This is a genomic window from Streptomyces sp. enrichment culture (genome assembly GCF_964273255.1).
Classification (GTDB): Bacteria; Actinomycetota; Actinomycetes; order Streptomycetales; family Streptomycetaceae; genus Streptomyces.
Window position 1 is genome coordinate 1,602,641 of sequence record NZ_OZ186835.1, and the last position, 21,116, is coordinate 1,623,756.

At 69.6% G+C, this 21,116-nt stretch carries 15 protein-coding genes and 2 pseudogenes; 1 reads left to right on the forward strand and 16 read right to left on the reverse strand.

Features of this window, described 5'->3' with window-relative positions; translation table 11 throughout:
- Positions 1 to 237: 237 nt before the first annotated feature.
- The 3 genes and pseudogenes from ACSU53_RS06900 to ACSU53_RS06910 form a co-directional block, all read right to left on the reverse strand.
- Positions 238 to 975 carry a glycoside hydrolase family 11 protein gene (locus ACSU53_RS06900; protein ID WP_437025609.1) on the reverse strand — a complete coding sequence of 246 codons (738 nt, stop codon included), beginning with the start codon at positions 973 to 975 and terminating at the stop codon, positions 238 to 240.
- Positions 976 to 1,484: 509 nt separating this feature from the next.
- Positions 1,485 to 1,679: pseudogene (locus tag ACSU53_RS06905) on the reverse strand (transaldolase); the annotation flags it as partial.
- Positions 1,679 to 1,876, reverse strand: a complete 198-nt coding sequence (locus tag ACSU53_RS06910; RefSeq protein WP_437025611.1) for a hypothetical protein — start codon at positions 1,874 to 1,876, stop codon at positions 1,679 to 1,681. The gene ACSU53_RS06910 and the pseudogene ACSU53_RS06905, both read right to left, overlap by 1 nt.
- Positions 1,877 to 2,152: 276 nt before the next feature.
- On the opposite strand from ACSU53_RS06910, the pseudogene ACSU53_RS06915 reads away from it, so the two are divergent.
- Positions 2,153 to 2,476, forward strand: a pseudogene (locus tag ACSU53_RS06915) (transposase family protein); the annotation flags it as partial.
- A gap of 72 nt (positions 2,477 to 2,548) precedes the next feature.
- Here ACSU53_RS06915 and ACSU53_RS06920 read toward each other — a convergent pair.
- From ACSU53_RS06920 to pheS, 13 genes are all read right to left on the reverse strand, one after another.
- Positions 2,549 to 2,836, reverse strand: a complete 288-nt coding sequence (locus ACSU53_RS06920; RefSeq protein WP_437025612.1) for a hypothetical protein — start codon at positions 2,834 to 2,836, stop codon at positions 2,549 to 2,551.
- A 345-nt stretch (positions 2,837 to 3,181) separates the two neighbouring features.
- Complete coding sequence (locus ACSU53_RS06925; RefSeq protein ID WP_437025613.1) at positions 3,182 to 3,529, reverse strand: hypothetical protein; 348 nt, start codon at positions 3,527 to 3,529, stop codon at positions 3,182 to 3,184.
- A 128-nt stretch (positions 3,530 to 3,657) separates the two neighbouring features.
- On the reverse strand, positions 3,658 to 4,419 hold the full coding sequence (locus ACSU53_RS06930) for a hypothetical protein (RefSeq protein ID WP_437025615.1): 762 nt from the start codon (positions 4,417 to 4,419) through the stop codon (positions 3,658 to 3,660).
- A gap of 7 nt (positions 4,420 to 4,426) precedes the next feature.
- Positions 4,427 to 4,630 (reverse strand): hypothetical protein, encoded by a 204-nt coding sequence (locus ACSU53_RS06935; protein ID WP_437025617.1) that lies wholly within the window; start codon positions 4,628 to 4,630, stop codon positions 4,427 to 4,429.
- The gene (locus ACSU53_RS06940) at positions 4,624 to 9,198 is read right to left on the reverse strand and encodes a putative T7SS-secreted protein (RefSeq protein ID WP_437025619.1); all 4,575 of its coding nucleotides are present in this window, start codon (positions 9,196 to 9,198) and stop codon (positions 4,624 to 4,626) included. The genes ACSU53_RS06935 and ACSU53_RS06940 overlap by 7 nt, the downstream gene beginning before the upstream one ends.
- Before the next feature lie 2 nt (positions 9,199 to 9,200).
- On the reverse strand, positions 9,201 to 9,866 hold the full coding sequence (locus ACSU53_RS06945) for a hypothetical protein (protein WP_437025621.1): 666 nt from the start codon (positions 9,864 to 9,866) through the stop codon (positions 9,201 to 9,203).
- Positions 9,856 to 10,314, reverse strand: coding sequence for a hypothetical protein (locus ACSU53_RS06950; RefSeq protein ID WP_437025623.1), 459 nt, complete (start codon positions 10,312 to 10,314; stop codon positions 9,856 to 9,858). Before ACSU53_RS06950 ends, ACSU53_RS06945 begins: the two co-directional genes overlap by 11 nt.
- 1,624 nt (positions 10,315 to 11,938) lie before the next feature.
- Positions 11,939 to 12,073, reverse strand: coding sequence for a hypothetical protein (locus ACSU53_RS06955; protein WP_437025625.1), 135 nt, complete (start codon positions 12,071 to 12,073; stop codon positions 11,939 to 11,941).
- Positions 12,074 to 12,810: 737 nt separating this feature from the next.
- The gene (locus ACSU53_RS06960) at positions 12,811 to 13,497 is read right to left on the reverse strand and encodes a polymorphic toxin type 30 domain-containing protein (RefSeq protein WP_437025627.1); all 687 of its coding nucleotides are present in this window, start codon (positions 13,495 to 13,497) and stop codon (positions 12,811 to 12,813) included.
- Between the two features lie 1,017 nt (positions 13,498 to 14,514).
- Positions 14,515 to 14,829, reverse strand: coding sequence for a hypothetical protein (locus ACSU53_RS06965; protein WP_437025629.1), 315 nt, complete (start codon positions 14,827 to 14,829; stop codon positions 14,515 to 14,517).
- Between the two features lie 145 nt (positions 14,830 to 14,974).
- Positions 14,975 to 17,632, reverse strand: coding sequence for an aminopeptidase N (gene pepN / locus ACSU53_RS06970; RefSeq protein WP_437025631.1), 2,658 nt, complete (start codon positions 17,630 to 17,632; stop codon positions 14,975 to 14,977).
- Positions 17,633 to 17,701: 69 nt separating this feature from the next.
- On the reverse strand, positions 17,702 to 19,864 hold the full coding sequence (locus ACSU53_RS06975) for a phenylalanine--tRNA ligase beta subunit-related protein (RefSeq protein ID WP_437025633.1): 2,163 nt from the start codon (positions 19,862 to 19,864) through the stop codon (positions 17,702 to 17,704).
- Complete coding sequence (gene pheS, locus ACSU53_RS06980; protein ID WP_360596746.1) at positions 19,861 to 20,883, reverse strand: phenylalanine--tRNA ligase subunit alpha; 1,023 nt, start codon at positions 20,881 to 20,883, stop codon at positions 19,861 to 19,863. Before pheS ends, ACSU53_RS06975 begins: the two co-directional genes overlap by 4 nt.
- Positions 20,884 to 21,116 lie beyond the last annotated feature (233 nt).

Genomic DNA, 21,116 nt, shown 5'->3' on the forward strand with positions numbered 1-21,116 from the left:
TCGAACCCACGGCGGCCGTCCATGGTCGTGAGCCATGGGATCACGGTCGGTTGCCGGCTGCAGGAGAACGCTTCGGAGTGGCCGAATACCGTTCCGGTATGCGAATGGTTGACCGACCGGGAGGGCTCGGGTGACGGTCTCGGCAGACCCTCCGGGCTTCCCAGCCGCGCAAGGCAGCAGCCGGCCGCGGCCCCGTCACAGGACGGAGTCCGCGGCCGGCCGGATCCCAGACGGAGGTCAGCCGCTGACCGTGATGTTCGAGTTGCCACTGCTCTGGTAGCCCTCGGTGGCCATGATCATGTAGTACCTGAACTGGCCCAGGTTCATGCCCGCGCGCGCCCAGGCGTCGAAGTGGTTCCCGGTGGTGATGGTGCCGGAGCCGATCACCTTCGACTGCCGGACGCTCCAGTACTGGTCGAAGGTGCGCGTGCCCTCCACGGAGGGGGCGTTGTACCGCGTCGTCTTGTAGATGTCGTACGTGCCGCCGTCGCTGTACACGGTGCCGCGGTGCTCGCCGGTGGGCCGGTAGCTGCCCCAGTTGTCGACGATGTAGTACTCGACCAGCGGGTTCGACGTCCAGCCGTAGAGGCAGCCGTAGCCGTTGCCCGACGGGTTGAAGTAGCCGCTGTACCGGACCGTCCTGCGCCCGCCGTTGGCCCAGCCCTTGCCGGCGACGAAGTTGCCGCAGTTGGTCCACTGGGTGCTGTAACTCCCGCCGCCGTTCAGTGTCATGGAGACGCGGCCGCCCCCGTCCGTCCAGAACGAGTAGTACATGCCGTCGTAGCCGGTCTGGTTGGTGGTGATGGTGGTGGCGGCGTGGGCCGTGCCGGGCAGCAGCAGTCCGGACGCGGTCGCGAGCGCGACGGTGCCGGCGCCGCCGAGGAAGCCTCGTCGGCTCAAGCCGCTGAAGGGGGCGGGGTGCTGCGGGTTCTGGTCCTGCTGGTTCCGTTCTTGCCGCTTACCGTCCTGCTGCATGCGTCCTCCCGATGAAGGCTGGTGGGGGGCGGGCGGCTTCTGCCACCCGTGGCCTTGCATGGAACACGGCGGGGGACATCCGTCGTCGTGCCACGATGACGTGACCGGCCGCCGCACCGGTCACACGGCGCGAGGAGTACGACGGTTGCCCGTCGTTCGGTGGCCACAGTTGTCGCAGAGCGCCATGAGCCTGTCAATGGTTTCGGTATTCTTTCGGAAACAGCAGCACTGCAGAATGGACCCTGACGGCGGCGTTTTACCAGGCCACGCCCATACTCGAGCAGATCGACTCGGCGGTCGCCTGCCACCGAGACGACTCCAACCGCAAGCACGGCTATCTACTACGAAACTTTCGATCCTGGATATGGAACAGCGGTCCCCCTCCGAGGAGGCCGGCAGCACGCACGGTGCACTGCCGGTCGTCCTCGCGGAGCGATCAGGGAGGGTGCCGGCGACGGACCGACACTCAGGCTTCTCGAACGCTCGCCTCGTGCCACGAACGTGCCGACCTCACGACCGGCCCGGCGCCGCAGTTCCGTCCTGGTCGAGGCCAGCAGGGCGTGCCACGAGGCGGCGAACTTCTCGACACCCTCGTCCTCCAGGCGCCGGACGACGACGTCGTACGAGATGCCGAGCTTGCCGATGACCGTGTCCCTGCAGGCCGGGTCCTTCACCCCGGTCGAGGCCCAGAGCGGCCGCTGCTTCACGATTGTGTCGGGCCCTGCCGCAACCTGCTGAATCGCTGAGCCACCAGATCAACGCACTCATGCAGACTCGGCATCGGCAGACCGACACGGTCGCGCATCACAGCAATGGCCTGCACGTTTCGCCCGGCCGAGACGAGGCTGTCCACCTCCGACCGCGCCTCGATCGAGAGCCGGTCCCACAGCGCGTCCTCCATACCCGCATTCAACCCCACGGGCCGCACCCGAGAGCTTCCGCGGTCCCCACGAACCGCCGCCTCACCGAACAACTCCGCCGGGACGAAACGCGCGTTCAGGAGCCGGGCGGAGCGACGGTGGGCCCTCACCGGGGACGACGAGGTTTCTGACGTGGTCCGTGACGGAGTCGATGCTCCGTTCGTCGATCGTGCCGACGTCGCCCGTGCGCAGCCAGCCGTCCGCGTCGGTCACGGGCACCAGGCAGCCGTCGACCCGCAGGCGGCCGGGGACGACCACCGGGCCGCACCCGCGACCTCACCGCGCCCCGGGCCCACGCCATCGTGCCGGTCTGCCTCACCCGGCAGATCCTTGTCCTGGCCGACCGCGCCTACCAGGGTGCCGGCGCCACCTTCCGCACCGCCTCCTGCCACCACAGCCAACAGCCCGAGCATTACCAGCAGTGCAACCGCGACCACGCACGACTGAGAGCCCCCGGCGAACGCCCCTTCGCCCGACTCAAGTCCTGGCACCTCATGCGCAGAGCACGCTGTTCGAGCCGCCGTATAAGCCGCACCGTCCAAACCATTTACGTACTACTGAGCTGCACCTATTCAGGATGAGAAACTTGGCGTCCCTCGGCGGCGTGGCGGTGTTCCCTGGGCCGGACGGCGCCGGTTGCCCGTCCTGGGCCTTCAACCTTCCAGCAGATCGCTGACATACTCGCGGAGCTGAGGAGGAAGGTTGCCGAGGACGATCTCACGCAGAGGGGAAAGGTGGTCACGGTCGACGTGACCGGTGGATGCGAGTTCGATGAGGGCGTGCAACTCGGCTTCCCGGGCGGAGTTCTCCCTTTCGAAGGCAGCGGTTGCCGCCAGCAGTGTCGCCAGCGCCGACGCCTGGGCAGACGTCAATGAACCCACGTGGTCGGACACTTCGTCGGCCGCGCGTTCTCGTGCCTGTGCATCGACTTCCAGGATCATTCGCGCCATGCTGATGAAGTCGTGAGACTTCAATGTGCAACACCCGTTCGTCACTGGTACGGAAGTGGAAACTGAGTCGCCAGGAGATGTGTGTGGCATGGGCCACATCCGGATCGTAGTGCGGGCTGTTCGGGTTGTGGACCTGCTGGTGTACAAGTTCCGCACCGCATCCTGGTATTTCCCGCCGATCGATATGCGGTAGATATCTCCGTTTGCCGCGTTGGGAGCCGGCGGCACCGCCACGTGGGTCGAGCGCGGGCCCCGCGCCGGTTCCCGGGGCGGGGCCTCGGAAGCGGGCTCCTCTCCAGCGATCCGCGTCCTCATTCGCCTGGAGAGGAGCTGGGCTCAGAATTCGTGCAACACCACCCAGTATTCGTCATCTTCGACCGAGGCGGCGCACAGGCGGCGACCATCCCGCGAGACGGCTACGAACTCGGGTGCACCCGTTACTCCGGCGACACGGGACGGAAGGTGCGTGCCGACCGGATCCTTTACGCGTACCCAGCCGGCCCTGCTCCCGCCCGGCACCGGCGGCAGGATGAGGAAATCGCCGCTCTCGCCGTACAGACGGAACTGTGAGGCACGGTGGTGCCACACCTCGTCCAATGCGTCGGCGGCTCGAGGACTGGAGGCGGGGATCGTCACGGCCGGCTCGACCTCGAATCCGGTGACCGCGTAAAGGGCGAAGTCCACAGGTGGACCGCCCCGTTCCGCCCTTCCTGTGACGTCCAGGCCACAGCGCTCAAGGACGTCCAGCCCATCAGGCGCCTGGGTGGTCGCAGGGGGCGGGGCGATTGCTCTGGGCCGGTATTCGTCCTCTTTCACCAGTTCCCGTAGTCCTCCACGTAGGTGGCGATGAGCTCCAGCAGGGCGTCGGCCCGGTGCCGGTCCTCGCGTTGCTCTCGCAGGGCCCTGTCGGTGGCCTGGAGACGGGCCAGGGCGGCCGGTTCGCCGTCGACCAGGCCGTCGACCACCGGCACCACGGTGACCAGATCCAGGCATTCGGTGAGGAGGTGGCGGGTGGCCGGGACGGGGGGAGCGGGGTCGGGGGCGGTGAAGCCGGCGGTCAGGTAGCGCGCGGGGTCCGTGATGCTCCAGCCGACGACAGTGCCGTGCTGGATGAGGAGTGCCACGTCTGGGGCGATGCCGATGCGGGCCTCCAGAGGCTCGTCCAGGATGTCGAGGTCGCGCAGGCAGGTCAGCACGGCGTCACCGGGAGCGCGGCACAGCACCGTGCACATCTCGTGCCGGAAGTCCTTGACCTCGTCCGCCTGCAGACCGCCCGGGCGTACTTCGGGCATGTCGGGAACGCGGGCCGAGTCCTCGGCCGAGGCGGCCTCTTCCGGGATGCGGAACTCGGCTCCGACCAGCTTCCGGTCGCCCGGGGAGAAGCGGAAGACGTCGGGGAGGTCCCACAGCACGTCATGGCTGCCGAACGTGTCCGCGAAGAACCTCTCCCGTTCCACCCGGTCCGCATAGGGGGACACGATCAGGGACGTGCCGATGAGACGAGGGACGAGGTCCAGTGGCTCGTCCGTCACCGCCGCGGACCAGCCTCCGTCGAACTTCAGTTTCGTCGTCATCACTGCCTCATCTGATTTGTACCGCCGGAGGCTGGAAGCGGCCGTCCTTGGCGGGAATCCTGCCGTTCACGATGTCCTCGTGCGTGACCGGGGCGCCGGGGTCAGTGGGTTTTCCGCCGAGCGCCGTGGCCCCGGAGTCACCCTTGATGCCTGAGGGACCGTACGCCGTGATGGCCTGGCCCTGGGTCTGACCCGGGCCGTCGATCACCACGATGTCGTTGCCCTGCCGGAATGTGAACGTCCCGGCCGTGCCCGTCGAGTGGTACACGGCGTCCGGGTTCTTGAGGATTTCGACGACCCGTTCGTCGCTGAAGTCATGCCGGGTGTCTCCGTGGTAGTCGTGGCGTTTCCTGAACCCGCCGTCCTGTGCTCTCTCCACGTGTCGTCCACCACCTTGTTGATCCGCTTCTGGGCCCGTTCCTCTTTCGTGTACTTGGGCATGAGGCCCAGCGGGTCGCACCCGCTGTACGGGTTGTCCACGTACGCGACTGGGTTCGGGGCGGGAGCCAGGCCCAGCGGGTCGGGGGAGGTGTAGCGGCCGGTCTCGGGGTCGTAGTGGCGGAAGTAGTTGTAGTGGAGGCCGGTCTCGGGGTCGTAGTACTGGCCGGGGAAGCGGAGCGGGGTGTAGGCGCTGCTGTCACGGGCCCAGGCCGTGGTGCCCCAGAGCGTGCTCCGGGTGCGCCAGGCGATGTCGCCCGTCTCGTCGATGAGCTCGGTCGGCGTGCCGATCAGGTCGGTGGCGATGGCGAAGAACCGCCGGTCGATCTCCTCCTGGCGGTCGTCGGCCGTGAGGATGCGCTCGGTCTGGGCGAGGGGCACGTCGGCGCGATGTTCCCAGGTGAGCGCGACCGTGTGCGGTACGTCCGGCTGGTGGCTGGTCTGTTCGCACAGGGTGAGGCCGTCCCAGGTGAACCGGGTCTCCTCGGCCACACTGGTGCCGTCGGCCGCCAGGCGCTGTTTCGCGATGCGGCGGCCCAGCGGGTCGTAGCGGTAGGTCCAGCGGGTGCCGTCGGGGGTGGTGACGGAGGTGAGGCGGTTCTCCGTGTCCCACGTGTAGCGCCATGTGTCGGGCTTGCGGGAGAGGCGGGTCTTCTGCCGCAGGGTGACCCGGCCGAGGGCGTCGTACTCGAACCGGACGTCTCCGGCACGGGTGATACGGGTGCCGCTGTAGGTCCGCTCCCCGGTCGCCTCACCGCCCGGATGCCGGTCCGGCCAGGTCGCCGAGGTCTGGTTGCCGGCGTCGTCGTAGGCGTACCGCTCCGTCCAGCCCCGGGCGTGGACGGCGGTGACCCGGCCCACCCGGTCGAGGTCGAAGGAGCGGCTGCCCGACAGACGGTCCGTGACGGAGGTGGGATGTCCGTCGGCGCGGTAGGAGTAGGCACGGTGGTTGACGACGCGAGCTCCGGCGGTGATGTGCTGCGCGGCGAGCCGTCCGGCCTCGTCCCAGGCCGAGGTCATGGTGATCGTGTCGCCGAAGACGCGGGTGAGTTCCCTGCCGGCGGCGTCATGGGTGAATGCGATGCGGTGCCCGCCGCTGGTCAGGCGGTGGGGCTGTCCGTCGGCGCCGTAGGTGTAGGAAGTGACGTGACCGGTGGGGGTGGTGCGGCGCGTGCGGCGGCCCAGGGCGTCGTAGGAGTAGGAGACGGGGCGGCCGTCCACCAGTTCGGTCTTGACCTTCCCCCGGCGGTCGTACTGGTAGCGGAGTTCGCTGTCCGGACCGGCCGCCTCCAGCAGGCGGCCCGCCCTGTCGTAGGCGTAGGTCGTCACCCGGCCGTCGATGTCCTTGCGGACCACCTGGCCGAGCTGGTCACGCTCGAAGGAGATGGTCCCGCCGAGCGCGTCGGTGCGGGCGGCGAGCCGGCCCGCGGCGTCCACCCGGTAGGTGAGTACGCGGTCGTCGAAGTCGGTCTCGGAGACGATGTCGCCGGCGGCGTTGTACTCGTAGGTCCAGGTCAATCCCTGCGGGTTGATGACGCGGGTGAGACGCAGTTCGGCATCGTGCTCGAACGCGTAGCGCGTGCCGTCGGGTCGGCTGCGACCGACCAGGAGGTCGAAGTGGGTGTACTCGAAGCGGGAGACACCACCGGACACATCCGTGTGGGTGAGCAGGTTGCCCTCGCCGTCGTAGGTCCACGATTCCGTGGCTCCATCGGGGCCGATGCGTCGGGCGAGTTGCCCGTCGGCGTGCCATTCCAGGCGGGTCACGCCGCCCACCGGGTCCGTGATGCGGACCGGCCTGCCGAGGGCGTCCCGTCGCGTGCGCGTGCCGGCGCCGCCGGGACCGGTCACCTCCACGGGCAGCCCCGCCGCGTCGCACACCACGCGCGTCACGGCTCCGAGTGCGTCCGTGACCGATGTGAGGCGACCGGCGTGGTCGTAGGTGTAGCGGGTGGTGGCACCGGCCTGGTCGGTGACCGCCGTGCGGTTTCCCCGCTCGTCGAACTCATGGACCATACGGGCGCCGTCCGGCCCGACGACCTCCACCGGCAGACCGAACCGGCCGCGAACGGTCCGCAGTTCGCTTCCGTCGGGGCGGGTGGCGGAGACGACCCGGCCGTCCTCGTCGTAGAAGAACGCGGTGGTGTGGCCCAGCGGGTCGGTGCGGGTGAGGACGTTGCCGCGGGTGTCGTAGGTGAAACGGGTGGTGTGGCCGAGCGGGTCGGTGGTGGCGATCACCCGGCAGCGGTGGTCGATCAGGTGGCGGGTCGTGTGGCCGGCGGCGGTGGTGAGGGTGGTGGTGCGGTGGCCGGTGTCCGGGTCGGGTTCGGTGTAGGCCAGGGTGATCTGGACGTGGCCCGCTTCGCCGCCCTCCGCCACGACACGGTCGCGGTCGTCGTAGACGTAGTCGTAGCGGCTGCCGTTGGAGTCGATCCAGGCGGTGACGCGGCGGCGGTCGTCGTAGACGAACGTGGTGGTCGCGCCGGAAGGTTTGGTGACGGTGGTGAGGTTGCCGTCCTCGTCGTAGCCGTAGGACATCAGCGGCAGATCGGCACCGTCCTCGCCCCCGCCGGCCAGGTGCAGTGCGGTGATCAGGCCGTCGGCGGAGGCGAGGTCGATCCGGCGGCCGGCCGAGTGGACCAGGGCCGTGGGCAGGCCGTCTCCGGCGCGGTCGACGGTGACGGTATGGCCGTTGCGTTCGGTGAAGCAGGCCAGCCAGGCGGTTCCGTCGCCACCGGGTTCGGCGTCGGGCGGGGCGGTGAAGCGACGGGTCAGGCCGGTGTCGGGGTCGGTGAGCGTGTAGTCGCCGTCCGCGTCCCGGGCCAGCAGGGTGCGGGCGGGGCCGGACTCCGGGCGGGTGGCGGTGCCGGGGGCGGGGTGCGGATAGGTGATCAGCAGCCCGTCGGCGGTGACGTGGACGATGCCGACCGGGTCGACCTCCAGGCGCTCGTCGACGGTGGAGGTCCAGGACGGCCCCAGGAAACGGCCGGCCGTGCAGCCCGACTCGGTGCGGCGGGTGAACACCAGCGGCAGGATGCCGGGGATCTCCACGTCCGTCTGCGGCAGGAACATACGGCCCGAGGCGAGGTCGACCGGGTCGGTGCCGTCGGTCGTGCGGTCGCCGTCCGGCCGGTTGTGGGTGCCGTCGGGCGCGTCGTCGACCAGCCTGCGCACCCGGGCCGCGTCGGCCGCGTCGGCGGCGACGCGCACCCCCTTGACGGCGGCGCCACCCCCGCCCGTGGCCACGGTCAGCGCCACGTCCGGCAGCAGACGGCCGAAACCCTCGTAGGGGTCCTTCGTGAAGTCGCTGACCATCTGCTTGCCGGTGCCGACCGGGTCGTTGGCGGCCAGCACCAGCCCCGCGGCCAGGCTGTTGAGGCTGGTGGCGTATTCGGCGGGGTGGGTCAGGTTGTACGGGTCGAGGGGGTTGATGCCCCGCACGAAGTTGAGCAGCCCGGCGGTGCCCTTGATGACGCCGCCGCCGACATGGTCCCCCATGATCTGGAACTCCTGGAGGCCGTCGCCGAGTTGCTCCGTGTACGACGGCTTCTCCGGCGCCATGTCCCGGGCCGCGCGCACCGCTGTGCGGGCCGTCTCGGCCGCGGTGTTGCGCTGCTTGCGGGCCTCGGCCAGGATCTCCTGCGCCTCCTTCATCAGCTTCTTGCCCGGGTCGTCGAACGTCGGAGCCGGGCAGGGCGGAAGCGTGGAGGGGTCCCGCTTGTCGGCGGGCAGGGCGTTGTAGCGGTCGACGGCCTTGTTGTACGTGTCGACCTTTTTGCGGTGGGCGTCGGCGGCGTCCTCGGACGCCTTCACCCCGTCCTTCCACTTCTCGATCGCCGTCTGCGCCTGCCCCTGCGCCCAGGTCACGGTGGAGGCGAACGACTCCAGCGCGGCGGCGGCCTTCTCGCAGGCGTCGGCGCCCTCGAACCACTTCGGCGGCTGGGTGCTCACCGCCTTGCGCAGCGCCTCGGCCGTCTCCCCCTTCAGACGGGAGGGGTCCAGCCCCTTCAGGCCACCGCCCGCGTCGTCGAACGCCTTCTGGAAGCCGCGCAGTTTCTCCGCGGTGGAGCGGATCTTGTCCGGGCTTCCGTGGACCAGTTTCGTCTTGTCCTCGGTGTCCCCGAGGTCCATCTCGTCGACCTCGGCGCCCATCCGGTTCGCGACCGAACGGGACTGCTCGCGCACCCAGTCCGCGCCGGACTCCCAGCCGACGTCGTCCAGCCGGTCCGCGGTCCAGTTGCCCGCGCCCTCGACCCTGTCACCGAGCCACTCGACACCCTCCTCGACCGCCTCCTCAACCGAGTCAGGGGTGATGTCCTTGATGAAGTCGCCGATGCCCACGCTCAGTTGCCCCCGCCGTCACCCGGGCCGCCCTGCTGCTGCGCCTGCTGGGCGCGTTCCTCGGGCGACGGACCGAACGTCTCGTCCAACGCCCGGTTCCACTCGTTGTCGTCGATGCCCAGCCGCTCGTTGAGCCACTCCGCCTGCTGTCCGCCCCGCCCCTCCGTCAGCAGCGAACGGCCGGTGTCCTTCCAGGTCTGCTCGATCTCCTCACCGGCCCGCTCGAACGACTCCCGGCTCCAGTCCGGGTCGAAGGCGTCCGGCGTGAACACCTCACCCCAGCCCTGCTGGGCGATCTCCTCCTCGGAGGCGTGCGGGTTGCCGCCCATCAGGGCGTTGACCCCCACCTTCAGCGAGCCGGCCACGTACTGGTCGTGCTCCCACAAGGTGCCCGCCGCGAGGCCGAGCCGGTTCGCGATCTGGCTGGCGTCGTTGACCAGGGCGCGCACACCCCACTCCCAGCGTTCGCAGAAGTCCTCGAAGTCCACGGACAGGCCGTGGTGCCCGGCCTCCATCCCCGTCATCGACAGCCCGGAAAAGCCCTTGCCCATGATCGAGCCGGTGGCACCGCCCAACTCCCCCAGCCCGTCGATGGTCGCGCCCACGCCCTTGGTGAACTTCGCCACCGAGGCGGCATCGAGATTCAGATCCACATCGTCAGCGGCCACGCCCGTTCCCCTCCCCGTCCGAGCCGTCGGCCCCGGCCTCGACGGCGGCCCCGGCGGCCCCGGCGTCGACGGCGGCCCCGTCCGGGACGATGCCCGCGACCGGCGGGAAGAACATCGACCCGTCCTCGGTCGCGATGTCCACCGCCAGCCCGGCGGGCTCCCCCAGCCCCGGCACGATCTCGTCCACGATCCGGGCCCCCAGCAGCGCCGCATAATCCAACGGCCGTTCCGCCATCCCGCGTTGCTCCGCGAACCGGGCCAGCGCCGTCTCGTCCGTGAAGGCACACACCCACCGCACCCCGCCCGAGTGCGCGCTCCACAGCCGCCCGTCCACCGACGGCACCAGCAGTACCGACCGGCGCATCTCCCCCACCAGCGCACGAGGATCACCAAGCCCCGCCCTCTGCTCGGCTATTCGCTCGGCCAACACCGTCCTGGGCTGCTCCACGACCCCTCCCTCGTCCTGGTGTCACGGGTGACTGATGGCACCGTAGATCACGACGCGCGCGAAGAGGGCTGTGGTTCTCGTGAAACTCGACCGGGCCCCCATCAGGCTCCGTTGATCTGGACGCCGAGGTTCACGGGATCATCTGAACCGCACCGACGGCGACGCGCCCCTGCGACAGGAACGGCGTCAATCGAGCGTCAGGTTCCCGCGGCCGGCCCCGTCGGTATCGCCTCCCCCAGATCCCCAGAGACGCATCGGACTTCCGACACATACGGAACCGCAGGTCATCGGCCCCTTCGGAAGAACGGCGGGGCGCTTCTCCAACGAGAGCATGGATGCCCTCCATCCCGACGACACGACCGTCCTGCCGACCGCATCAAACGACTGATCCCCTACACCACGTCAAGGGACATGACCTCTCCGAAGCGCGCCGGCCGAACCGGCTGCACAGCGGTACCCCACTGGGTTGCTTCCCGCGTCGTGGCGCGGAGGGTCCAGCGTTGCGCGTTCCGGCGCACGGCCCCAGACCGATCTCCGTAGAGGCGCCAGTCCACGAGACGCCCCGCCGAGGCGAGTTGAACCCTCGGGACGGCGGATACGCCATCCCCGACCTGCGGATTCCGACGTGCGACGGAAGGTCGAACACTTCCTCGCTCCCTCGTCGACGTCGACACATGGGCGGCACGTGAAACCGCGTCATCCTTCCGCCGCGGCATCGACAAGGACGGGCCGGTTACCGACCTGACCAGCCGGGCGTTCAGCGTCGGCTCCCGGTTGCCGCCGGAGTCCAGATCTGGGACCGGCCAGTGTGCCGGTGGAAGAACCTGCTGAAGTGGGTGGGCTGGGGAAGTCGAGCCGGTCGGCGATACGGACGACGAGTTCGGCCGCAGCGTCTCGGCCACCCTCTTCACCGCCCGCCCCGCCCCTGACAGCCGCCCATGTCTGCGCACCACCCCACCTGAAAGTCCGTCAGAACGAGCGTCATTCCAGCGCCAGGACTTCCAGGACGCCCCGTCCGCAGACCAGGCAACCATCCGCCACCGCACCGGAAAAGCCCAGGCCGGAGCCCATAGGGCCACGCCATCACGCCTCGACCTGTTTCCATCCGGGAAACACGTCGAGCACAACGGGCCGCGCCTGAGAAACCCAGGAAAACCGCAGGTCAGAACCCCTTTGCGGTAGGCTCCAGAATCGCCACGCACTCCACATGGTGCGTCATCGGAAAGATGTCGGACTGAGCAAGGCACGGAAAAGCCCAGGTCAGGACCAGTTTCTCGGCTTGCTGCCCCGCGTACGGGCGCCCGGAGCGTCAAACGAGCGTCACGGTCCGGGTCATCATGTCGACCGCATCACATGTGGCCTCATCCCCTGGCACCGGACGTACCGGCTCGGCACCGGTCGGCAGGGCGCGGAGCGGGCGGCGGCGCGACGGTCATCGCGGTCGACAGGAGGCACTCGCTGCCGACGAGCGGGCTTCGGTTTCCCGAACCCCTGCATCGGGGGCCGACAGGCCCCTTCCTGCCGGCCGGGACCCGTGACAACGGGCCTCGTGGACGGTCCGTCGGGACCGTATCGTTTCGGCGGGCAGGTCAGGTGTTGCTCCGGTCCGTGCCCGGAAGGCCGTCTACGGACGGCTCCCGTCAGTCGTGCAGCGACGGAACGCCTCCCAGGTCGCGCGCACGGCGGTTCGGAGTCCTGCGTCGTCGAGATCACCGGGTTCCGCGAGGTCGGGGTCGACCGAGTACTGCTCAAGGATCATGAACACTTCGTCCAGGAGATCACCGAGCGCGCCTCGGACCCGCTCCCCGTACGTCTGGGAGGCCCGCCGGCCTCCCACCAGCCGTGGGCGAACTCCGGTGCGCCGCACGTTCCGGCCTCGGTGAACGCCTCCAGTAGTGCCAGTTGTTGTGCCGTGGCGCTGACCGGGTCGACATCGCCGAGCCTGGACCACGCGCGATCACCGGGCGGATGGGAGGCAGCCACAGGTGCGAGCGAGGGGTGACGTTCCAGGAGCGCGCGTGCGTAACGGCCGAAGCGTGCGCGTGCCGTGTCCGTGCCCTCGCTGACGGCCGAGGCCATGAAAGCGGTGGTCCCCGCGATCAGCGCGTAGCCTTCCTCAGGGAAGAGGACGGCTCCCTGCGCGTCGGGCGTGCGCAGCTGGACGGGTGGGCGCAAGCCCGTCAAGTCCGCGTCTGCGGGAACCCGGGACGGCGCCCCGGGCACGTCGGCGAGACTCGTCGCAAGGAGGTGCGGGGCCCCCACGGCACGACAGCCGGCCTCGATCCTGCGGGCCAACGCTGCGTCGAGGCGCGCTCCCACGGGCATCGGGGCCACCGTCCTCTCCCGCAGCCACGACGACGTGAAGGTGCCGTCCGGACCGAGCACCCCGCTCTGGCTCCCCGATGACTCCCCGCCTTCTGGACCGGTCACCGCAAGAACCCGTTGTCGATGAGCGGAGTTCCGGGACCGGACGGCGCCGGCTGCCGTCCTGAGCCTTCATCCTTCCAGCAGATCGCTGACATAGTCGCGGAGCTGTGGAGGAAGGTCGCCGAGGACGATCTCACGCAGAGAGGACAGGTGGTCAAGGTCGACATAGCCGGTGGATGCGAGTTCGATGAGGGCGTGCAACTCGGCTTCCCGGGCGGAGTTCTCCTTCTCCGAGGCAGCAGTTGCCGCCAGCAGTGTCGCCAGAGCCGATGCCTGGGCAGACGTATATGACCCCACGTGGTCGGACACTTCGTCGGCCGCCCGTTCTCGTGCCCGCGCATCGACTTCCAAAATCATTCGCGCCATGCTGATGAAATCGTGAGACTTCAAAATGAAACATCCGTTCGCCACTCGTACGGAAGTGGACTGGGCCGGCCAGGGGATGTGTGTGGCATGGGCCGCATCCGAGTTGCAGTGCGGGCTGTTCGGGTTGTGGACCTGCCGGTGATACAAGTTCCCCGCCTCGTCCTGGTATCTTCCGCCGATCGATATGCGGTAGATATCTCTGTTTGCCGCGTTGGCGCCCGCGGGAGCAGTTCCGTCCTTGTCGTGCACCCGTAGGCGGACCTTGTTACCCGTCTCGGGGTCTTCCCATTTGCATTCCACCCCCTTCTGTGCACCGCCATTGGGGTCCGGCTCGAGTGTCCGCATCTCGGCATCGTCGGGAACGATGCCGAGCGGGTTGTGACCGCGCACGTCCCAGCCACCCCCCTCAATGCGGGAGGGATAGGGGGACAGGCCTAGCGGGTCGGCCCACAGATGTGGGTTGACCACATATGCCGTCGGATTGGGAGCGGCTTCCAAGCCACGCCTACCGGAGACCTGTCGCCGTATAGCTCAAGTCCATAGAGCAGACCTAACGCGCTACTCGACGGGCTGAGCCCGAAAAGTCGATTGGCCCGCGCCATCCGGTCCTAGCACGACCACCTCACACTCCGTCAGGAACAGCGTCGAACGAGCGTCAAGACATGCCTTGAACCCGTCCCTGACGGAGTTGAGCAGAGCGTTCTGGACTCACGCTCCCGTTGTGAAACCGCAGGTGAACCACGCGGCGACTACTCCACGCGGTGAACTTCGGAAAACAGGTCGAGCACCGTCGAGCACCCCTGAAGAACCCGATAAAACCGCAGGTCAGAGCCCCTTCTGCGCAGGCTCAAGAATTGCCACGCACTCCACGTGCGACGTCATCGGAAACATGCCACATGAAGCAAGGCCGGGAGAGAAGCAGGTCAGAGGGTGCTTTTCTCCGGGCGGGCTGTCAGCACCTGAGCGTCAAACGAGCGTCACAAACAGAGAGCGACCGACCCGCTCGACGGGCTTCCAAGGCCGACCGGGTGACGGCACGCGATGGCGTCGGGCATCGGCACGCGCCCAGATCACGGCCGACGGTCAGGCGTCGGTCATCATCTGCGCCTCTCCCCCACGGCTGGCGAAGGTCAGCCAGGGCCTGGGACACCCACTTCAAGAAGTCTTCTGCGAGCGGGACCGTGTCCTGCGAATGTCCGAAGCGACCATTCGCCCTGCACGACGGCGACAGTGTGTACGACAAGCGCCCGTCGCACGGTCTGCCTGCGGTCTCATGCAGGCCGCTCCGTTCCCGGCAGGTAGGCGATGACGATCCACCAGGCGACGCGCAGGTGCACGGTCTCTGCGTTCACTGAGGTGGGTCCCGGATGGCGGGGTCCGGGACCCGGTGGTGCCTCTACCTCTTGTTCATCTATTGGTCGGGAGCCCGGCTGCGGATACATGCCGGGTCGAAACCCGGGGCGGTGTCACGAGGACATGCTTGCCCGATGGGCGACGATCATGGTGGCTCCAGGTGACCCAGCCCCGCTGCGCGGCGACCACGCCTGCGGCGAATCGATTCTGTACCTCGAGTATTTCCATGATCCGGGCCACCCGACGGCGCACCGTGCGCACGCTGACCTTCAGATGCCGGGCTATCGGCTCGTCGCACGGGTACGTGGCGAGTAGGGAAAGCAGCCGAAGATCGTCGGCGGAAAGGGCGCAGTCCTGTTCGGCGGTCATTGATCCCCCGTGATAGCGAGACGGATTCAGCGGGGTGGCGGTTGCCCACCCTTGGTCGACTGGATAAATCGGTCGCCTACAACGTCAATGTGAGCATAATAGCCCGAATCCGCTTCCTCATAGAAGCTTTTTGGACATCTGATCATCACGGTGCCAGTGCGTTGTTCACGATTTCCGACGTCTCGGCCGACAGTCCTTGGGCCTCCCGCAGCGACCCCAGCGTGCGCAGGACCAGCTCCCGCCTCGCGGGGTCCAGCACCCGCCAGCCGTCGAAGCAGCCGGCCAGCCGCGCCGCCACCTGCGGGTTGAGCGCGTCGACGCGGCGGATCTGCTCGGCGGCGAAGGCGTAGCCCGAGCCGTCGGCGGCGTGGAAGTGCGCCGGGTTGTCGAAGCAGTACGCGATCACCAGCGCACCCACCCGGTTCGGGTTGGCCTCGGAGTAGGCGGGGTGGTGGATCAGGCGCCGGACCCGGGCCGGGGCGTCCGGGCGGCGGCTGCGGGCGTGCAGGGAGAACCACTTGTCCAGCACCAGCGGATGATCCCGCCAGCGCTCCCCGAACTCTGCCAGTGCCTCCTCCCCGTCGGTTCGGTCGGCCAGCGCGGTGAGCGCGGCGAGCCGGTCGGTCATGTTGTCGGCCATCGCGTACTGCCGGTGCAGCAGCGAGGCGACCTCCGGGTCCTCCAGTTCGGCCAGGTAACCCAGGCAGGTGTTCCGCAGCGCGCGGCGCCCCGCGTCGGCCGCCGCGAAAACGTACGGGCGGCCGTCGTCCAGGCGCCGGTGACAGGCGAGGAAACGTTCCCGAAGGGTGTGCGCCAACTCCTGCCTGGTGCGGTCGAGTACAGCGGTCAGCCGGACCGGGTCCACCTCGTCGAGCAGGCCGAACAGCGTGCCGAAGCAGGGCAGTTCCAGCATGAGCGCGGCCAGGGCCGGGTCGGTGCCGTCCTCCGTGAGGAGTCCGCCGAGGGCCTCGACCAGTGCCTGGGGGAGCGGTGGGTGCGGGGCGTCCGCCGCGCCGTCCGCCCTGGGCGCGTCCCCGGCGCGGTAGCGCTCCAGGAGCAGGTCGACGAAGAAGCCGTGGAGGGACTCCCAGCGCACGAAGGGGTCGTCGTCGCGGGCGGCCAGCAGCAGACGCTCCTCGGCGGTAAGGGGCAGCCGGAGCCGTACCGGCGCGGAGAAGCCGCGCAGCAGGGAGGGGACCGGCCGCTCGGGCACATCGGCGAAGGTGAGGGTGGTGACCGGTTCCCGCAGTTCGCAGACGCGCTCGGTTCCGGTGGGAGCCGTCTCGTCCGCGAGGCGCAGCGGCAGGTGGCGCCCGTCAGGGCCCAGCAGGGCGAGGGTCAGCGGGATGTGCAGCGGCTGCTTGTAGGGCTGCCTCGGGGTCGGAGGGCAGGACTGGCGGACGGTCAGGGTGCAGGTGCGGGCCTCGGCGTCGTGGTGGGCGGTGACGTCGAGGACGGGCGTGCCGGCCTGTTCGTACCAGCGCATGAACTGGGTCAGGTCGGTCCCGTTCGCCTCCCCGACGGCCTCGACGAACTGCTCGCACGTGGCGGCCTGCCCGTCGTACCGGGTGACGTAGGCGCGCAGGCCGCGTCGGAAGCCCTCCTCCCCGAAGAGCGTGTGGAGCATCCGGATGACCTCGGAGCCCTTCTTGTACACGGTCCAGGTGTAGAAGTTGCTGATCTCGCGGTACTCGTCCGGGCGTACGGGGTGGGCCTGGGGCCCGGCGTCCTCGGCGAACTGGCGCTCCCGCAGCGCGCGCACGTCCCGCACGCGCTGCACGCCGGGGCTGCGCCGGTCGCCGGAGAAGCGCTCGTCGCGGTAGACGGCCAGGCCCTCCTTCAGGGAGAGCTGGAACATGTCGCGGCAGGTGACGCGGTTGCCGGTCCAGTTGTGGAAGTACTCGTGGGCGACGACGGTCTCGACGGCGGCGAAGTCGTCGTCCGTGGCCGTCTCCGGGTCGGCCTGGAGGTAGAGGCTGTTGAAGATGTTCAGCCCCTTGTTCTCCATGGCGCCCATGTTGAAGTCGTCGACGCCGACCAGGGTGTACGTGTCGAGGTCGTACTCCAGGCCGAACCTCTCCTCGTCCCAGGCCATCGCGGCGCGCAGCGCCTCAAGGGCGTGGCCGCAGCGGGGCAGGGCGCTCTCCTCGGCGTACACCCGCAGCGCGACGTCCCGGCCGGAACGGGTGCGGAAGGTGCCGTCGAGGTGGCCGAGGCGGCCGGCGACCAGGGCGAACAGGTAGCTCGGCTTGGGGTGGGGGTCGACCCAGGTGACCCAGTGGCGTCCGTCGGGGAGGCGCCCGGCGTCCCGGCGGTCGCCGTTGGAGAGCAGGACGGGGAAGGCCTCCTCGTCGGCGACGAGGGTGCAGGTGTAGGAGGCGAGGACGTCGGGCCGGTCCGGGTAGTACGTGATGCGGCGGAAGCCCTCCGGTTCGCACTGGGTGAGCAGGGTGCCGCCCGAGGCGTAGAGGCCGGTGAGCGCGGTGTTCGCCTTGGGTTCGAGGAGCGTGACGACCTCGACCTCGATGCGGCCGGTGCGCGGCGGCAGCACCAGCGCGTCGCCGGTCAGCTCGTACTCCTCCGGGCCGAGCGCCCTGCCGTCCACCCGGACCGACTCCAGCTCCAGGTCGCGGCCGTCCAGACGTACCGGGGCCGGGCCGTCCCCCGCAGCGCGCCGCAGCAGCGTGCGGGCGGTGGTGCGGGTACGGTCGGGGTCGAGTTCGAAGGTCAGCTCGACGGTCTCGGCCGTCCACTCGGGCGGCCGGTAGTCGAGGCGGCGGACAGGGGCACCGATCTGGCTCACTGTGGCGGTCCTCACTCGTGGTCCGGGGCGTGCCGCAGGGTGGCCCCGCGGCACGCCCCGATGGCGGTGTTACCTCTGGTACACACCTCGCTCGCGGAAGGTGTCGAGCACGTGCGAAGTGACGGCGGTCACGGCGTGGTTGACCTGCTCGGCGGAGACGGTGTTGTCGTTCTGGAAGGCCAGCTCGAAGGTGTGGGCGCGGACCTCGCCGCTCTCGTACAGGTCGGTGACCCGCACCCAGGCCAGTTCGAGCGGGGAGGCCGCCTCCAGTTCCACGCGGACCTCGTCGGCCGTCAGACCGACCGGCAGGTGGAAGGCGACGTCGCGGCGCAGCAGCGGGTGCTCCGGCAGTTCGTCGGGCTGCTCGGTGCCGTCGGGGCCGCGCTCCGCGAGCAGGGCCGTCCAGTCCAGCTCGAAGTACAGGACCCGGTCGGTGCGGAGCTTCCAGTTGGCGGTCACCGACGGGTGGACCTCGCCGCACAGGCCGACCCTGCGGCCGTCCACGTAGAGGTGGACGAAGCGCGTCGGGTGCATCAGCTCCGCCAGCGGCGAGGGGTCCTCGGCAGTGCGCCGGAACGCGAAGCGGGTGCCGCACGCGTGGGCCAGCTCCTCCAGGACGGCCTTGAGGTACCAGAAGTCGAAGCCCTGACCGCCGCGCTGCCAGGCCCCATAGGTCTCCTCGCCCCACAGCATCCCCCACAGGACGGGCAGCTCGCGGTGGTCGTCCGCGCCGACGGCCTCGAAGAGGTGGGTGAACTCGAAGTACTTGCCGAGGGTCAGGCTGCGCCGCTGGTTGTAGTCGGCGATGTCGAGTGCCTGAAGCAGCGCGTTGTTCTTCAGCAGCGAGAAGTTGCGGTCGATCGCGTTGCGCAGCTCGACGTGGCGGGTGAGCGGGGAGTCCTCGCTGACGCCGAGGCGCTCGTGGGCGGTACGGCTGTAGAAGCCGTCCGTGATCACCTCGAAGAAGCCGTAGCCGACGAGGACCTGCTCCAGGGCGTTCCGGACGCGCTGCCGGGCGGTGGGGGCGGCGCCGCCGCCGGCCTCGGGGAGGACGGCGGGGAAGCTGTCAAAGCTCCACATCCGGCCGATCTCCTCATAGAGGCACTCGGGGTTGAAGACGTCCCACAGGCGGTGGCCGGGGACGCCGATGCGCAGCGCCCGGCCTTGGGCCGCGGTGGTCGTGCCGGCTCCCGCGCCTCCGGCACCGTCCCGGCCGGCCCCGGCCGTGTCGGCCTCGTCGGCCTCGTCGGCCTTGCGCACCGTGAAGCCGAGGCAGGTGAGGCGGCGCTCGACGGCCGCGGGGTCGAAGTCGGTGGCGTAGTACGTGTCGAGGGCGTCGAGGTCCAGGGGGACCTCGCGCGGGGCGAGCCGGGCGTCGAGCGGGCAGACGGCCTCGCTCCAGGTGCGCGGTCCGTCGGCGGCGAGAGCGCCCCAGGCGTCGAGCAGAGCGACGGTACGGGCGGCGCCGGCCCGTACCAGGGTGGGGTCGGCGCCTCGCTCGAAGCGGGTGGCGGCGGCGGTCTGCCGGCCCAGGGCGCGGGCGGCGCGGCGTACCGCGACGGGGTCGAAGAGCGCCGACTCCACGAGGAGGCGGCGGGTCGCCCGGGTGACGGCGGCACGCCGGGTGCCCATGACGCCGGCGACCGCGACGACGCCCTCGTCGTCGGCGACGACGGTCAGCCCGGCCGGAAGCCGGACCGGCTCGTCCGAGTCGAGGAGCACGACGGTCTCGCCCTCGGCCGAGAGCCGCACCCGCGGCGGGCCGGCCAGCAGGTCGGCGTCGTAGACGTGGACGGGCTGGCCCAGCTCGCGTCCGGTGACGTTGCCGGCGTCGACACCGAGGAGGCCGGTGTGCTCCTCGTTGAGACCGAGCGCCGAGGCCCACTCCTCGGGGAGGCGCGCGGGGTCGGCATCGGCGAGGTCGCAGCGGGCCACGCCGAAGGCCAGGCACGTGTCGGTTCCGACCGCGGGCGGCGGTGTCACGGCGTCGTCCAGCGGGGCGAGCGGGGGCAGCCCGGTGGGCGCCTCGAAACGGCCGCCGAGCTCCCGGGCGAGCCCGAGGTAGCAGTGGTGGTCGCCGCGGTTGGCGAGCAGCTCCACGGTGAGGACCTCGCCCTCGGGCACGTCCTGGAGCCGCTTCACCTCGATGCCGACATCCTCCAGGACCTCGCAGGCGGCACGGGCCGGGGTGGGCAGTTCGGGCCGGTAGCGGCGCAGCAGGGGAAGGCTCACACGCACAGCGCGGACCTCCCGTCCAGGACGCGCAGCAGACGCAGGTCGCCGCGGTAGATGGGGCGCAGCTTGGAAAGGCCGTACATCTGAGTGGTCATACGGGACAGTCCCCACCCGAAAGCGAAACCGGAAAAGGCGTTCGGGTCGTAACCGAACTCCTGGAGAACATTTCGGTGCACCATTCCGGCGCCCATGATGGTGACCCAGCCGGAGTCGTGGCACGCGGAACAACCGCTGCCGCCGCACAGTCCGCATTCCACGTCGATTCCGACGGAGGGTTCGGTGTACGGATAGGACTTCGGCTTCAGGCGTACCCGCCGGTCGCCGTAGAGTTCCCGGGCGAGGTGGACGGCCACTCCCTTGAGGTGCGCGAAGGTCAGTCCGCGGTCCACCCAGAAGCCGTCGAGCTGGTGGAACATGGCCAGGTGGGTGGCGTCCACGGCCTCGTTCCGGTAGACGCGGCCGGCCACCACGACCTTGACGGGGCGGCCGGCGGCCCGGGCGAGGACACGGGCCTGGACGCTGGTGGTGTGGGTGCGCAGCAGGCGCTGCTCGTCCACCCAGAAGGTGTCCTGCATGTCCCGGGCGGGGTGGTCGCGGGGGATGTTGAGGGCGTCGAAGTTGAAGTAGTCGGTCTCCACTTCGGGTCCCTCGGCCTGCTCGAAGCCGAGTCGGCCCATGATCTCGACGCAGCGCTTCTCGACCACGCGGACGGGGTGGAGGGCGCCGCGCCGCGGAGCGGTGGCGGGCAGCGAGGGGTCGATCCAGTCGTCGGCGATCCGGCGGGCGGTGGCCTCCGCGGCGATGCGCCGCGTGGCCTCGTCCACGACGCGGGTGATCTCCTCCGCGATGCGGTTCACCTCGCGGGCGAACTCGACGCGCGCCTCGCCCTGGTACTCCTTGATGGAGGCGCGGGCGCGGCGGACGAGTCCCTTGCCGCCGAGCCATTTCACCCGCTGCGCTTCCAGTTCCCCGGCGTCGCTCAGTACGGAGATCTCCTCCACCGCACTTCGCGCCATATTCTCCAATTCGGAGACTTCCATTGCTCTGCACCACTCCTTGCGACGGCCGAATCCGTCCCGCATTCTCGTACGGCCAAGGACTCTATCGCAGGGCGCAGTTGAGGCACCGTTCCGCCAATGGCCGAATTTCGACGTTCAGTTGACGCCGAAAACCGATGGGCGTCCGAATGGCGGGAGGGGGGCCGCGGAAAGCGGACGCCCCTCCCCCCTCCCCCCCCCCATCGGGCGCG